Origin of the sequence: Escherichia sp. 10290 (assembly GCF_030295155.1) — a bacterium.
In the GTDB taxonomy this organism is placed as follows: Bacteria; Pseudomonadota; Gammaproteobacteria; order Enterobacterales; family Enterobacteriaceae; genus Escherichia; species Escherichia coli_F.
Genome location: NZ_AP025741.1, coordinates 4,907,252 through 4,922,148, shown reverse-complemented (window position 1 = coordinate 4,922,148; position 14,897 = coordinate 4,907,252). Strand labels below are relative to the sequence as shown.

Here is a 14,897-nt window from a genome sequence, read left to right as displayed (position 1 = left end):
AAGCCCATGTCCATATTTTTGATGGAGGAAACAATAGGCAATCGCAGGCGGAGCAAACAGTGGATAAAAAGGCCATTTACTGGACTTTTGTAATATCAGTACAAAAATGCGATCCGCCTCATAACTTGCGATAATCCGGAAGCCTGCCGCAAAACGGCATCTTGTGAGACGCGTCGCAAATTGACGGTTACATTACATTTGTCCAGCTTTTGGCAGATTTGTCACATGGCAGGCCGTTGCCGTGCGCTCTTATCCTGTAAACAGAGAACCGTACCGGGAGAAAGGCAATGGCCCTGATTGTGGAATTTATTTGTGAGCTACCTAACGGCGTACATGCCCGTCCGGCAAGCCACGTTGAAACGCTGTGTAATACTTTTTCATCACAAATTGAGTGGCATAACCTGCGCACTGACCGCAAGGGCAACGCCAAAAGCGCCCTTGCGCTGATTGGCACCGATACGCTGGTGGGCGATAGCTGCCAGTTACTGATTTCCGGGGCCGATGAACAGGAAGCGCATCAGCGTTTAAGCCAATGGCTGCGCGATGAATTTCCCCACTGCGACGCGCCGCTGGCGGAAATAAAATCTGACGAACTGGAGCCGCTGCCGGTATCATTAACCAACCTGAATCCGCGTATTATCCGCGCCCGCACCGTATGCAGTGGTAGCGCAGGCGGCATTCTGACGCCAATCTCTTCTTTAGATCTCAACGCGCTGGGTAACCTCCCCGCAACCAACGGCGTTGACGCCGAGCAATCCGCGCTGGAAAACGGCCTGACACTGGTACTGAAAAATATTGAGTTTCGTCTGCTGGATAGCGACGGTGCTACCAGCGCGATTCTGGAAGCGCACCGCTCCCTGGCTGGCGATACTTCCCTGCGCGAACATTTACTGGCAGGCGTCAGCGCTGGATTAAGCTGCGCCGAAGCGATTGTCGCCAGTGCGAATCACTTTTGCGAAGAGTTTTCCCGTTCCAGCAGCAGCTACCAGCAAGAACGCGCGCTGGATGTGCGCGATGTCTGCTTCCAGTTACTCCAGCAAATCTACGGCGAGAAACGCTTTCCGGCACCGGGCAAGCTAACGCAGCCCGCCATTTGTATGGCGGATGAACTGACCCCTAGCCAGTTCCTCGAACTGGATAAAAATCACCTCAAAGGATTGTTGCTCAAAAGCGGCGGCACCACCTCACACACGGTGATCCTTGCCCGTTCGTTCAACATTCCGACGCTGGTTGGTGTGGATATTGATGCCCTTACTCCGTGGCAGCATCAAACGATTTATATCGACGGCAACGCTGGGGCGATTGTGGTTGAGCCTGGAGAAGCCGTAGCCCGTTATTATCAGCAAGAAGCCCGCGTACAGAACGCCCTTCGTGAGCAACAGCGTGTCTGGCTGACCCAACAAGCCCGTACCGCTGACGGTATCCGCATTGAAATTGCCGCTAACATCGCTCACTCCGTCGAAGCGCAGGCCGCATTCGGCAATGGTGCGGAAGGCGTTGGTTTGTTCCGCACTGAAATGCTCTATATGGATCGCACCAGTGCACCGGGCGAAAGCGAGCTGTACAACATTTTTTGTCAGGCGCTGGAGTCCGCCAACGGACGCAGCATTATTGTGCGCACTATGGATATTGGCGGTGACAAACCCGTTGATTATCTGAATATTCCCGCAGAGGCAAACCCGTTCCTCGGTTATCGCGCCGTACGTATTTATGAAGAGTACGCCTCGTTGTTTACCACGCAGCTACGATCGATCCTGCGCGCCTCCGCTCATGGCAGCCTGAAAATCATGATCCCGATGATCTCTTCAATGGAAGAGATCTTATGGGTGAAAGAAAAACTGGCAGAAGCTAAACAGCAGCTGCGTAACGAACACATTCCGTTTGATGAGAAAATCCAGCTCGGTATCATGCTTGAAGTGCCGTCAGTAATGTTCATCATCGATCAATGCTGTGAAGAGATTGATTTCTTTAGTATTGGTAGTAATGACCTGACGCAATATCTGCTGGCAGTGGATCGCGATAACGCTAAGGTAACTCGTCACTACAACAGCCTGAATCCGGCATTCTTACGAGCGCTTGATTACGCCGTGCAGGCAGTGCATCGCCAGGGCAAATGGATTGGTCTGTGCGGTGAACTGGGGGCGAAAGGTTCCGTGCTGCCGTTGCTGGTCGGTTTAGGGCTGGATGAGTTGAGCATGAGTGCACCGTCAATTCCGGCGGCGAAAGCGCGGATGGCGCAACTTGATAGCCGCGAATGCCGCCAGTTACTCAACCAGGCAATGGCCTGCCGTACTTCGCTGGAAGTGGAACACCTGCTGGCACAATTCCGCATGACGCAACAGGACGCACCGTTGGTCACCGCCGAGTGCATCACGCTGGAAAGCGACTGGCGCAGCAAAGAAGAAGTGCTCAAAGGCATGACCGATAACCTGCTGCTGGCGGGCCGCTGCCGCTATCCGCGTAAACTGGAAGCCGACTTGTGGGCGCGCGAGGCCGTTTTCTCTACCGGTCTGGGCTTTAGTTTTGCCATTCCACACAGCAAATCAGAACACATTGAGCAGTCCACCATCAGCGTGGCGCGTCTGCAAGCGCCAGTGCGCTGGGGCGATGATGAAGCACAATTCATCATTATGTTAACCCTTAACAAACACGCTGCCGGCGATCAGCATATGCGCATTTTCTCGCGCCTCGCTCGCCGCATCATGCACGAAGAATTCCGTAACGCGCTGGTTAACGCCGCCTCTGCCGACGCTATCGCCAGCCTGCTGCAACATGAACTGGAACTGTAAAAGGAAACATCATGGAACTGTATCTGGACACCGCTAACGTCGCAGAAGTCGAACGTCTGGCACGCATATTCCCGATTGCCGGGGTAACAACTAACCCGAGCATTATCGCGGCCAGCAAGGAGTCCATCTGGGAAGTGCTGCCGCGTTTGCAAAAAGCGATTGGTGATGAGGGTATTTTGTTTGCTCAGACCATGAGTCGTGACGCGCAGGGTATGGTGGAAGAAGCGAAGCGCCTGCGCGACGCCATTCCGGGCATTGTGGTGAAAATCCCGGTAACTTCCGAAGGTCTTGCCGCCATTAAAATGCTGAAAAAAGAGGGTATTACTACACTTGGCACCGCTGTATATAGCGCCGCACAAGGGTTATTAGCCGCGCTGGCAGGGGCAAAATATGTTGCTCCGTATGTTAACCGCGTCGACGCCCAGGGCGGTGACGGCATTCGTACGGTTCAGGAGCTGCAAGCGCTGTTGGAAATGCACGCGCCAGAAAGCATGGTGCTGGCTGCCAGCTTTAAAACACCGCGTCAGGCGCTGGAATGTTTGCTGGCAGGATGTGAGTCCATCACCCTACCCTTAGATGTAGCGCAACAAATGCTCAACACTCCTGCGGTAGAGTCGGCTATAGAGAAGTTTGAGCACGACTGGAATGCCGCATTTGGCACTACTCATCTCTAAAGGAGCAATTATGGACCGCATTATTCAATCACCGGGTAAATACATCCAGGGCGCAGATGTCATTAATCGTCTGGGCGAGTACCTGAAGCCGCTGGCAGAACGCTGGTTAGTGGTGGGTGACAAATTTGTTTTAGGTTTTGCTCAATCCACTGTCGAGAAAAGCTTTAAAGATGCTGGACTGGTAGTAGAAATTGCGCCGTTTGGCGGTGAATGTTCGCAAAATGAGATCGACCGTCTGCGTGGCATCGCGGAGACTGCGCAGTGTGGCGCAATTCTCGGTATCGGTGGCGGAAAAACCCTCGATACTGCCAAAGCGCTGGCACATTTCATGGATGTTCCGGTAGCGATCGCACCGACTATTGCCTCTACCGACGCACCGTGCAGCGCGCTGTCTGTTATCTACACCGATGATGGTGAGTTTGACCGCTATTTGCTGTTGCCAAATAACCCGAATATGGTCATTGTCGACACCAAAATCGTCGCGGGCGCACCTGCACGTCTGTTAGCGGCGGGTATCGGCGATGCGCTGGCGACCTGGTTTGAAGCGCGTGCTTGCTCTCGTAGCGGTGCGACCACAATGGCGGGCGGTAAGTGTACTCAGGCAGCGCTGGCGCTGGCTGAACTGTGCTACAACACGCTGCTGGAAGAAGGCGAAAAAGCGATGCTTGCCGCCGAACAGCATGTAGTAACTCCAGCACTGGAACGCGTGATTGAAGCGAACACCTATTTGAGCGGCGTTGGCTTTGAAAGCGGTGGGCTGGCTGCGGCGCACGCGGTGCATAACGGCCTGACTGCAATCCCTGATGCCCATCACTATTATCATGGTGAAAAAGTGGCATTCGGTACGCTGACGCAGCTGGTTCTGGAAAATGCGCCGGTGGAAGAAATCGAAACCGTAGCTGCACTTAGCCATGCGGTAGGTTTGCCAATAACCCTCGCTCAACTGGATATTAAAGAAGATGTCCCGGCGAAAATGCGGATTGTGGCAGAAGCGGCATGTGCAGAAGGTGAAACCATCCACAACATGCCTGGCGGCGCGACGCCAGATCAGGTTTACGCCGCACTGCTGGTAGCCGACCAGTACGGTCAGCGTTTCCTGCAAGAGTGGGAATAATCTATGCCAAACTCCCGGCTTGTCCGGGAGTTTGAACGCAAAATTGCCTGATGCGCTACGCTTATCAGGCCTACGAAATATCTGCAATGCATTGAATTTACGTGTTTTTTATGTCTGACAAGGCGTTCACGCCGCATCCGGCACTCTGTGCCATTAATCTGATACTCCCACGTTGTTCGGGAGTTTTTATCCGCTTCTGGACATTTTCTCCACAGAACAATCGTTAGCCCGGAAGGTCGAATCTGTGAATATTTTTTCACGGACGAAACAGATGAAAGCTTCACTGGCGTTGTTCAGTCTTCTGACGGTATTTACCAGTTACTCCTTAAAATCTCCCGCTGTTCCACCAACCGTGGTACAAATCCAGGCCAACACCAATCTTGCCATCGCAGACGGTGCCAGACAGCAAATTGGCAGCACGCTATTTTACGATCCGGCGTATGTGCAGCTTACTTATCCTGGCGGTGATGTCCCACAAGAACGCGGTGTATGTTCCGATGTGGTGATCCGCGCCCTGCGCAGCCAGAAGGTCGATTTGCAAAAACTGGTTCACGAAGATATGGCGAAGAATTTTGCCGATTATCCGCAAAAGTGGAAGTTAAAGCGCCCGGACAGCAACATCGATCACCGTCGGGTGCCTAATCTGGAAACCTGGTTTACCCGCCACGATAAAACGCGCCCCACCAGCAAAAACGCCAGTGACTACCAAGCGGGCGATATTGTCTCCTGGCGATTAGATAATGGGCTGGCGCATATCGGAGTAGTGTCAGATGGCTTAGCCCGCGACGGTACGCCGCTGGTGATACATAACATTGGCGCAGGCGCGCAGGAAGAAGACGTGCTGTTTAGCTGGCGGATGGTGGGGCATTATCGGTATTTTGCTAAATAAGCGCTCGCCCCACCTGTAAAAAATTCAGATCCTTTTTACGCTGACGGCTTCTTTTTTCTTACGGCTCACCAGCGCCAGTGCCAGCACAATCAGCACAATACCGCTGCCTTCAACCGCGCCGGGATTCTCACCGAGCAACCACCAGGAAAAGAGTACGCCGCAAACGGGAACCGCCAGTGTACTTAAGCTGGCAATACTGGCGGGCAAGTTTTTCAGCACAAACAGCCATAAGCTCCAGGCCAGCGCCGTCGCCAGAATCGCACTGTAGGCCAGCGCCCAGAATACGGTGGGCTGCCAGTCAATTTCACGTTGCGGCACCAGTAAAGCGACCGCACTCATCACCAGCGCCGCATACAACATCTGCCAGGATGTTAACGACAATAAATCTACGCGCGGATGACGGGCGTAAAGGCGTTTAGCGACAATGGCACTCGCCCCCCAACTGACACCAGAGAGGATCGCCAGCATGGCGCTTTTCATCGAAGAGAAATCGAGTTGCCACGGCTGCAACACCAAAAATAAGCCGAAAGCGGCAATCAGAATCGCCAAATATTGCCCGCGTCGCAGGCGTTCACCGAGAAACAACGCGGCGAAAATCACCACCCAGAATGGCATGGTATAGCTCAGGATCGCCACCTTCCCCGCTCCGCCGCTCACCAGCGCCCACTGCGCCAGGCCAACCATCCCGCAGGTTTGTAACAGGGCAATGGCTAAGGTGTATTTAAAGGGCGTCGGGCGCATGCCGCGACCGCGTAATAAAAGGACGATGAATAAAACGAGAGCGCCGAAAATGCAGCGTAAAGCGGTAAAGTCGAAGGCACCGATGTAGCTGGTGACTTGCTTCATGAAAATCCAGCTATAACTCCAGATAAGTGTGAGCACAACCAGGCCACTGATTGCCAGTGGGTTGCTCTTTCCTGCGGCAGACATGAGAGATCCAGTGTGTAGTTTTCCTGTGGACACTATACGCCGGTAAAGAAACTTCAGCGACTGCCTGAAAGACAGTCGCTGAAGAAGGTCAGATTACAGCAGGTCGAAACGGTCGAGGTTCATCACTTTCACCCATGCCGCCACGAAGTCTTTAACAAATTTCTCGTGGGCATCGCTGCTGGCGTAAACTTCCGCCACCGCACGCAGGACTGAGTTAGAACCAAAGACCAGATCCGCACGACTGGCCGTGTATTTCACTTCGCCGGTTTCACGGTCACGACCTTCGAACAGCTCTTTCGATTCGTCAGTCGCTTTCCACTCGTAACGCATGTCCAGCAAGTTCACGAAGAAGTCATTGCTCAATACACCAACGCGGTCAGTGAAGACGCCGTTTTTGCTGCCATCGAAGTTGGCACCCAGTACACGCATCCCGCCCACCAGCGCGGTCATTTCCGGCGCGGTCAGAGTCAGTTGCTGTGCTTTATCAATCAGCAGTGACTCAGTGGTGGAAACATCCAGACGAGCGCGGTAGTTACGGAAACCGTCAGCAATCGGCTCCAACAGCTCAAACATTTCAATGTCAGTTTGATCCTGACGCGCATCAACGCGACCCGGCGCAAACGGGACATGAATGCTCAAACCTGCGGCGCTTGCGGCTTTCTCGACGCCAACCACACCAGCCAGCACAATGATATCCGCCAGCGAAGCTTTGCCAGACTCTTTCTGAATTTTCTCCAGAACTGGCAGGGCACGAACGGCTGCGGCGTTCACGTCCCAGTCACGTTGCGGCATTAATGCCAGACGCGCACCGTTGGCACCACCGCGTTTGTCTCCACCACGGAAGGTTGAAGCAGACGCCCAGGCCACCGACACCAGTTCGCTGACAGACAGACCAGAATCCGCAATCGCGAATTTCAGATCGATAATGTCCTGCTCGGTCGGGTTGTAGATCGGCTGCGGCAGCGGATCTTGCCAGATCAGATCTTCTTTCGGTACTTCCGGTCCGATGTAACGAGATTTCGGCCCCATATCCCTGTGCGTCAGTTTGAACCAGGCACGGGCAAAGGCTTCGTTGAACGCCTGCGGATCATTAAGGAAGCGACGAGAGATCTTCTCGAACTCCGGATCAAAACGCAGCGTCAGGTCGGTGACCAGCATTGTCGGTTTACGTTTCTTCGACGGATCGAACGGATCCGGAATAATTTCCGGTGCGTCTACCGCTTCGAACTGGATTGCGCCAGCCGGGCTGCGGGTCTGTACCCACTCATATTTGAACAGGTTCTCGAAGAAATAGTTGCTCCACTGGGTCGGTGTCTGGGTCCAGACCACTTCCAGACCAGAGGTGATGGCATCTGCGCCAACGCCGCTGCCGTAAGTGCTCGCCCAGCCTAAACCTTGTTCTTCAATCGGTGCAGCTTCTGGATCAGGACCTACGTTTGATGTCGGACCGGCACCGTGGGTTTTACCCAACGTATGACCACCCGCAATCAGCGCCACGGTTTCTTCGTCGTTCATGCCCATGTTGCCGAAGGTCGCGCGGATAGCTGCTGCCGCAGAAAGCGGTTCGCCGCTGTGATCCGGGCCTTCCGGGTTAACATAAATCAGGCCCATCTCGGTTGCGCCCAGCGGTGCTTTCGCCAGCGCTTCCGGATGACGGTGAGTCAGCCAGGCTTTTTCATCACCCCAGTTAACGTCCAGATCCGGTTCCCAGACGTCTTCACGACCAGCACCAAAACCGAAGGTACGGAAGCCCGAGTTTTCCAGCGCCACGTTACCCGCGAGGATAAACAGGTCTGCCCAGGAGATTTTCTGACCATATTTCTGTTTGATTGGCCACAACAGACGACGCGCTTTATCGAGGCTGACGTTATCCGGCCATGAATTCAGCGGTGCAAAACGTTGCTGACCACGACCCGCGCCGCCGCGTCCGTCGATGGAACGGTAAGTACCCGCACCGTGCCAGGCCATACGAATAAACAGACCGGCGTAGCTGCCCCAGTCGGCTGGCCACCACGGTTGAGATTCTGTCAGCAGGGCTTTCAGATCTTTTTTCAGGCCGTAGTAATCTAATTTGCTGAATTCTTTGCGGTAGTCAAAGTCCTCACCCAGCGGGTTAGAACGATTAGAATGTTGGTTTAACAGGTCAACACGGAGTTGATTTGGCCACCAGTCGCGAGTGGTTGTGCCCGCCCCCGCGCTCTGGTCGTGACCGCCCTGATGGAACGGGCATTTGCCAGTGGCTGTCGTGTTATGGATATCGTCTGACGTGCTCATCAATGTGCTCCCCTCTACAGTGTTACCGTTACGATACACAGCGTTAGAGAGAAGTTATAATTGAATTAATCCACGGATGCGATAGTTGAGATCTTACATATTGTTGGTTAAAGAGATGTAGATCAAATTGATCGTAATTAAGACTTTTTGATTATGTCCGATTTCGGACAAATGCTTTATAAAAAAGGTTTTAGCTTCGTATTCTTCAAGAAATGAGGGAGAAAACAAGGCTGACTACCTTATTTTCTCACTCGCATTTCGAGGCAGCATTTTGTGCTCTGTTTAAAATTTGTGATCACAGTGTGATTTTCACAAAAGGCACACTATTTATAAACCAGGTCGAACACCCAGCGTATGGCAAATCGCATAACTCATTTCAGCGCGGTTAAGCGTATAGAAGTGGAAATCTTTCACTCCTTCACGGCTTAAAATCTTCACCATATCCATCGCGATATTTGCGCCCACCAGCTTGCGGGTTTCAGCATCGTCATCCAGGCCGTCGAACATTTGTGCCATCCACGCCGGAATACGCACGTTAGTCATGTCGGCAAATTTCTTCGCCTGTTTAAAGTTCGAAACCGGCAAAATGCCCGGAATAATTTCCACATCAATGCCTGCCGAGACGCAGCGATCGCGAAAACGTAGGTAGCTTTCAACATCGAAGAAGAACTGAGTAATGGCGCGGTTGGCTCCGGCATCCACTTTTCGTTTCAGATTAAGCAAATCTGCCTGGGCGCTTTTCGCTTCCGGATGCACTTCCGGATACGCCGCCACGGAGATATCGAAATCCGCGACCTCTTTTAACAACGTCACCAGGTCAGAAGCATACATTTCTGGCTTACCACTTCCCGGCGGCAGGTCGCCACGCAGCGCCACGATATGGCGAATACCGTTGTTCCAGTAGTCGCGTGCAATAGTGCGCAGCTCGTCGGGCGTCGCATCAATACAGGTAAGATGTGGTGCTGCTTCCAGACCAGTGCGATCTTTAATGCCTTTAATAATGCTGTGCGTACGGTCGCGCTCGCCGGAGTTCGCGCCATAGGTCACCGATACAAACTTCGGTTTCAGACTGCTAAGGCGATCGATGGAGTTCCACAGGGTCTGCTCCATTTCACTGGTACGCGGCGGGAAAAACTCGAACGAAACGTTAATCTGCCCCTGGACTTCTGCCAGACTCTGATTCAGGGCATCCCGCTGGCTGGCGTGAAAAAAGCTCATACCTTACCTCATCAATCGCTTGTAGTTATATGTTGTGTTGTGCACATCTATCCGTTTAGACGTCCAGATGTAAAGATGAAGGAAAAGCTGAAGGGCGTCAACCGAAAAATGACCAATGATGGTGAGGAAAAATCAGGGAAGATGAAAAAAATTCATCTTAATTAGAGGTAATAAATAGATTTCTTTATAGCGCAATCAACCTCACTCGTTTTGACTGATATACAGGCAACACAACGGCACCTGTTCTCATTCGAAAAACAACGCCCTGCCACCAGATGGTGATGCTAAAGCATCTGATTCGGCCTGCGCTCTCGTGTAGGCCGAATACAGAATCTGCGAAATCAACGGGTAACAAACAGCAGAGTCAACTCAGTGCGTACTTTTATTTAATATCTTTCACGCGCATACCGTTGATCTGTTCATCCGTGATGGTATTACCCGCTTTAAAGTAATCAACCACCGCGTGATAAACGTAATAACCGCCCGTCGTATTGCGCGCTTTACCCTCGGTAAACGCGGTAAAACCATCTCCACCATCAGCAAGGAAACTCTGAGTGGCAATGTGGTAAACCGTCGCATCTTCAATCGGTTTGCCATTCAAAGTCAGTGAGATAACCCGCTGACCAACCGGCTTGCTGCTGTCGTACTTCATTTCCAGGCCTTTCGATACCTGTAAAACGCCATTACTTAAACTTGCGCCGTGTTCCATCAAACTGCGTAATTGTTTACCCGTGAGATCCATCGTCACCAGTTCGTTGGGGAACGGGAAGGTACTGATGACGCCACCCATCGTAATTGCACCCGCCGGGATCTCATTGCGAATCCCGCCAGAGTTGGTTAACGCCAACTGGGTATTTTTACCCGCCGCTGCCAGCAAAGCGTCCGCCGCCAGGTTCCCGAGGGAAGCCGATTCACCATAGGCACGTTTTAATTCAACCGGCGATTGCGCCACCGTTTGCTGACTTCATCCAGCTTTTTGTTCCAACTATCAATCACCTGTTTCGTTTGCGGATCGGGCTTCCACTCATCGGCGTAAAGGGTTTTAAGCTCGAAGTTTTTCACCGTAAAAGTGTGCGGCTTCTCTTTGTAGTCGAGAACCAGTTTACCCACATCAATCCCGCCGCTGTCAGTGGAGAGGATTAACGTATTGCCGACTTTAATCGGTTCCGGCGTACCCACATGTGCATGCCCGGTGATCAAAATATCCAGCCCTTTCACCTGACTTGCCGTCTGAATATCTTTATCCAGCGCGCGACGCACATCTGTGCCTCCCATACTGGACTGGCGGGCCGGAACACCTTCGTGGATCAGGGCAACGGTCAAATCAACCTTGCCTTTGAGTTCATCGATATAACGTTGTAGCCATTTAATTTCATCACGCGCCTCAATACCCACTCGCGTTGCCGCAGATACCGTATCATTAAAGGCAAATACACCGTGCAAACCAATCACGCCAATTTTCACGCCGTCTTTTTCAATGATGGTATAGGGCTTATCCCAGAATGATTTACTGCTGTTCTGATAAAAAACATTACCCTGCACAATCGGGAATTTTGCCTGACTCAGCTGTAATAACGTATTGTCCCAGCCGTGATCAAATTCATGATTACCTATAGTGACCGCATCGAACGGCATGGTATTCATAATATCGATAATCGCCTTGCCTTTAGTCAGGCTGCTGATATACGGCCCGGTAAAATAGTCACCCGCATCAAAAAACCAGGTCGCTTTGTTTTTAGCTTTTTCTTGTTTAACAAGCGTAGTGATATTTGCCCAGCCGCCAATATCTCGTTTACCGTCAGCAATCCACGGCACTTTATAAGGCTCTACATGTGCATGGAGGTCGTTGGTATAAATGATGGTGACATCTTTGGCGCAAGCCCAAAACGGCAGTGTTAATGCGATACCCGCAGCAAGCATTTTAATTTTCATAAACAATCCCTTCCAGTGAGATAAAGGATTGCTACATTACGTTCTGAAAGGCTTTTTTATGTGAGAATACTCACATCCAGAGGCGATAACTGTAGGACAAAATCAACGACCTTATGAAATCGTTGGTGATATATGTCAAATCTGTTTGCGATTAATGTCTGTAAAACGTTCGGTTGTCGAAATTTGGGATTGGCCTCATCGGAAGATTACAGTTGGCCAGACTATAAACTGGGTTTTCCGGCACTACACTGCCAGGCATGCGGAAGTTACCCCCCTTTGTTTGATGAACAACAATTTCGTGACTGGTTGTCAGTTCACATGACTACGTGTGCCATAGAAACAGGGCATTTTTGTCCATCATGCTATTGTAAAGAAAAGATTTTTTATGGCCACAACCCGCAGGGAACACAACGCGTTCAATGCCGTTCATGCAAAAAAGTCTGGACTCCGAAACAGCAGCCAGCAAGAGAAATTACGTATCCCCAGTCCATTGAAACCGTTCAACTGTTCATGCCCTTTCAAGGAGCCAGCGCACTACAAAAGCTCTATGTTTTAGTCAGTCTTGACGCCACTCGTGGCAACATCCTTCATCTCTCCACGAATTATACGCAACATCAGACAGGAGACAGTCTGCGGTACAGTTACAGAGGCAATACAGAACCAACTGAGCACCATAGCGATATTGTGCAGAGGGTAGATATGCGTGAAGCGCAATTCTTGCGCCGGAGCCAGTTCGATGAAATTCAGTATGGCAGTGCTGTGCTCAAGCGCAATGGCAAGGGAGCCATACTACGCCCGGTTATCACGGCACACGGGCATTTCAGAATACTGAAAATCCGCTTTCCACATGTCAAAACGCATATCATTTCACACGAATGTTTTCTGAGAGGCGCAATTATTACAGCCTGGGCAGATCAGTTCCGCCAACAACAAGGCGAACTTTGGTTCGTAGAAGAAGAAATCAGCGACCGTAACGCTGATATTCCCTGGCATTTTCAGGGAACGACATACCATGGTTGGTGGCAAAATCAGTGGCAACGCTGGGGGCAGGGGAATAACAGCAAGATGGTCTGCCTGCTCACAGGAGTCTCCTTAGAAAGGGGCGCAAATGTTTCTCTGGCAACCAGTCGTTGCTTTATCACATGGCTGACAGACCAACACGACTTTACCCAAAGCGCGTTATTATCCGCAGGTCGCGTAACGAAAATGCTGACCTCACTGGCGTTAAAATACAATGAATCGCTCAATCCATCTTGTTAGTCAATACACTCGACAAACGACCATAAATTAATGGGATCACTATTTCTCATTTAATTAAATATATGAATGTATGACTGAAAAATATAATCACAGTCAATGTTTAATTAATAACATTATTTGTTACTAAGATCACATAATACTTTCCTGACCTATGCTTACATAAAAATAAGACACGGAGTTCCTTTTATTTAAATAATTCAACCAATGTAACAACCCCTATCAAGGAGGGATGATGAGAACTGTATTTACGACTTTATCAGTCATATTCAGCGTGATGTTTTCTCACAGTATACTAGCTCAGGACGTTACTATTTATTATACGAATGATATTCACGCACATGTCAATCCGGCAAAAATTCCCGCTGTTGATAAGAACAGACTTGTAGGTGGTATGGCTAATATCGCAGGCATCGTTAATGAAGCGAAGAAAAAAAACAAAGATGTCTTTTTCTTTGATGCAGGCGACTATTTTACCGGTCCGTATATCAGTACCCTGACCAAAGGTGAAGCTATTATTGATATCATGAACACCATGCCCTTTGATGCGGTGTCCGTTGGTAATCACGAGTTCGATCACGGCGTGCCCAATATGGTATCTCAGTTATCAAAAGCAAAATTCCCCATTCTGCTGGGAAATATTTACTACACCGATACAAATAAACCAGTTTGGGATCATCCGTGGACCATTATCGAAAAAGATGGTTTAAAGATTGGTGTGATTGGATTGCATGGTGCATTCGCTTTCTATGATACAGTCGCGGCAAAAGCACGTGAAGGCGTAGAAGCCAGAGACGAAATTAAATATTTAAATAAAGCACTTGCAGAATTAAAAGGTAAAGTCGACATTACCGTTTTGCTAATTCACGAAGGTGTTCCGGCGCGTCAATCAAGCTTTGGTAGTAAAGATGTGGAGCGGCTACTACAGGCAGATATTGAGACAGCTAAAAAAGTGAATGGTGTTGATGTCTTAATTACCGGTCACGCACATGTCGGAACACCGCAACCAATAAAAGTTAATAACACATTAATTGTATCTACCGATGCATACGGCACCGACATCGGAAAACTTGTGCTTGATTACAATCCGAAAACAAAGAAAATTGATAGTTATAATGGTGAGTTAATCACCATCTTTGCAGATCAATTTAAACCTGACACCATCGTTCAAAATACTATCGATAAATGGAGCGTAAAACTTAACAAAATAACACAGGAAGTTGTCGGCCATTCTCCCGTAGTTTTAACACGTGAGTATGGCAGTTCTTCTTCTACCGGTAACCTTATTCTGGATGCAATGATGGAAAAAACACCTGATGCCATTGCCGGATTTCAAAATAGCGGTGGGATGCGAGCTGATTTTCCTAAAGGTGATATCACACTGGGAGATGTTATTAGCACATTCCCCTTTAATAATGACCTCATCGAGATGGATTTGACGGGCCGCGATCTCAAATCGTTGATGACGCATGCAACCAATCTAACTAACGGTGTGTTACAGGTTTCAAAAAGCGTTGCGGTTGTCTATGACAGCAAAAAACCACTCAACCAACGGTTAATCTCTTTCACCATTAACGGCAAACCCGTGGAAGATAATCAAACATATCGTATTGCCACGCACTCCTTTTGTGCCAGTGGTGGTGACGGTTTTGAAGCATTTTTGAATGGAAAAAATGTGAAGACGATACCGGGAACAACCTCGGCGGAATCAATCATCGATTATTTCAAAAATCATAAACCTGTCACCCCAGACTTAACTAAACGAGTCATGGACGTCGCCAAATAAAATATCATTTATCAGTCTATATATTTAACAAGGA

General features: G+C 50.1%; 9 protein-coding genes and 1 pseudogene. 6 read left to right on the top strand and 4 right to left on the bottom strand.

The annotated features are described in order from the left end of the window. The first annotated feature begins 287 nt into the window (after positions 1–287). From ptsP to QUE74_RS24565, 4 genes are all read left to right on the top strand, one after another. Positions 288–2,789, top strand: a complete 2,502-nt coding sequence (gene ptsP / locus QUE74_RS24580; RefSeq protein ID WP_001185164.1) for a phosphoenolpyruvate--protein phosphotransferase — start codon at positions 288–290, stop codon at positions 2,787–2,789. Positions 2,790–2,800: 11 nt separating this feature from the next. Next, positions 2,801–3,463 carry a fructose-6-phosphate aldolase gene (gene fsa / locus QUE74_RS24575; RefSeq protein ID WP_000424847.1) on the top strand — a complete coding sequence of 221 codons (663 nt, stop codon included), beginning with the start codon at positions 2,801–2,803 and terminating at the stop codon, positions 3,461–3,463. A gap of 10 nt (positions 3,464–3,473) precedes the next feature. Further along, positions 3,474–4,577 carry a bifunctional L-1,2-propanediol dehydrogenase/glycerol dehydrogenase gene (gene gldA, locus QUE74_RS24570; protein WP_000373986.1) on the top strand — a complete coding sequence of 368 codons (1,104 nt, stop codon included), beginning with the start codon at positions 3,474–3,476 and terminating at the stop codon, positions 4,575–4,577. 271 nt (positions 4,578–4,848) lie between these two features. Next, positions 4,849–5,466, top strand: coding sequence for a DUF1287 domain-containing protein (locus tag QUE74_RS24565; RefSeq protein ID WP_000647864.1), 618 nt, complete (start codon positions 4,849–4,851; stop codon positions 5,464–5,466). Between the two features lie 24 nt (positions 5,467–5,490). Here QUE74_RS24565 and yijE read toward each other — a convergent pair whose 3' ends face one another. The 4 genes and pseudogenes from yijE to QUE74_RS24545 form a co-directional block, all read right to left on the bottom strand. Then, positions 5,491–6,396, bottom strand: coding sequence for a cystine transporter YijE (gene yijE, locus QUE74_RS24560; protein WP_001271249.1), 906 nt, complete (start codon positions 6,394–6,396; stop codon positions 5,491–5,493). Positions 6,397–6,489: 93 nt separating this feature from the next. Continuing rightward, positions 6,490–8,670 carry a catalase/peroxidase HPI gene (katG, locus tag QUE74_RS24555; protein WP_001297636.1) on the bottom strand — a complete coding sequence of 727 codons (2,181 nt, stop codon included), beginning with the start codon at positions 8,668–8,670 and terminating at the stop codon, positions 6,490–6,492. 327 nt (positions 8,671–8,997) lie between these two features. Beyond that, positions 8,998–9,888: a methylenetetrahydrofolate reductase gene (gene metF / locus QUE74_RS24550; protein ID WP_000007523.1), complete on the bottom strand. Its 891-nt coding sequence runs from the start codon at positions 9,886–9,888 to the stop codon at positions 8,998–9,000. 382 nt (positions 9,889–10,270) lie between these two features. Next, positions 10,271–11,820: pseudogene (locus QUE74_RS24545) on the bottom strand (bifunctional metallophosphatase/5'-nucleotidase). A 132-nt stretch (positions 11,821–11,952) separates the two neighbouring features. On the opposite strand from QUE74_RS24545, the gene QUE74_RS24540 reads away from it, so the two are divergent. Then, entirely contained in the window at positions 11,953–13,080 is a 1,128-nt protein-coding gene (locus QUE74_RS24540; protein ID WP_000067199.1) for a hypothetical protein, read from the top strand. Between the two features lie 232 nt (positions 13,081–13,312). After that, entirely contained in the window at positions 13,313–14,863 is a 1,551-nt protein-coding gene (locus QUE74_RS24535; protein WP_001261171.1) for a bifunctional metallophosphatase/5'-nucleotidase, read from the top strand. The last annotated feature ends 34 nt before the right edge of the window (positions 14,864–14,897 follow it).

What these genes read in the sequence shown, in the direction of transcription:
- metF (WP_000007523.1), bottom strand. Translation starts at nt 9,888, where the DNA reads ATGAGCTTTTTTCACGCCAGCCAGCGGGATGCCCTGAATCAGAGTCTG.
- katG (WP_001297636.1), bottom strand. Translation starts at nt 8,670, where the DNA reads ATGAGCACGTCAGACGATATCCATAACACGACAGCCACTGGCAAATGC.
- ptsP (WP_001185164.1), top strand. Translation starts at nt 288, where the DNA reads ATGGCCCTGATTGTGGAATTTATTTGTGAGCTACCTAACGGCGTACAT.
- QUE74_RS24540 (WP_000067199.1), top strand. Translation starts at nt 11,953, where the DNA reads ATGTCAAATCTGTTTGCGATTAATGTCTGTAAAACGTTCGGTTGTCGA.
- gldA (WP_000373986.1), top strand. Translation starts at nt 3,474, where the DNA reads ATGGACCGCATTATTCAATCACCGGGTAAATACATCCAGGGCGCAGAT.
- yijE (WP_001271249.1), bottom strand. Translation starts at nt 6,396, where the DNA reads ATGTCTGCCGCAGGAAAGAGCAACCCACTGGCAATCAGTGGCCTGGTT.
- fsa (WP_000424847.1), top strand. Translation starts at nt 2,801, where the DNA reads ATGGAACTGTATCTGGACACCGCTAACGTCGCAGAAGTCGAACGTCTG.
- QUE74_RS24535 (WP_001261171.1), top strand. Translation starts at nt 13,313, where the DNA reads ATGAGAACTGTATTTACGACTTTATCAGTCATATTCAGCGTGATGTTT.
- QUE74_RS24565 (WP_000647864.1), top strand. Translation starts at nt 4,849, where the DNA reads ATGAAAGCTTCACTGGCGTTGTTCAGTCTTCTGACGGTATTTACCAGT.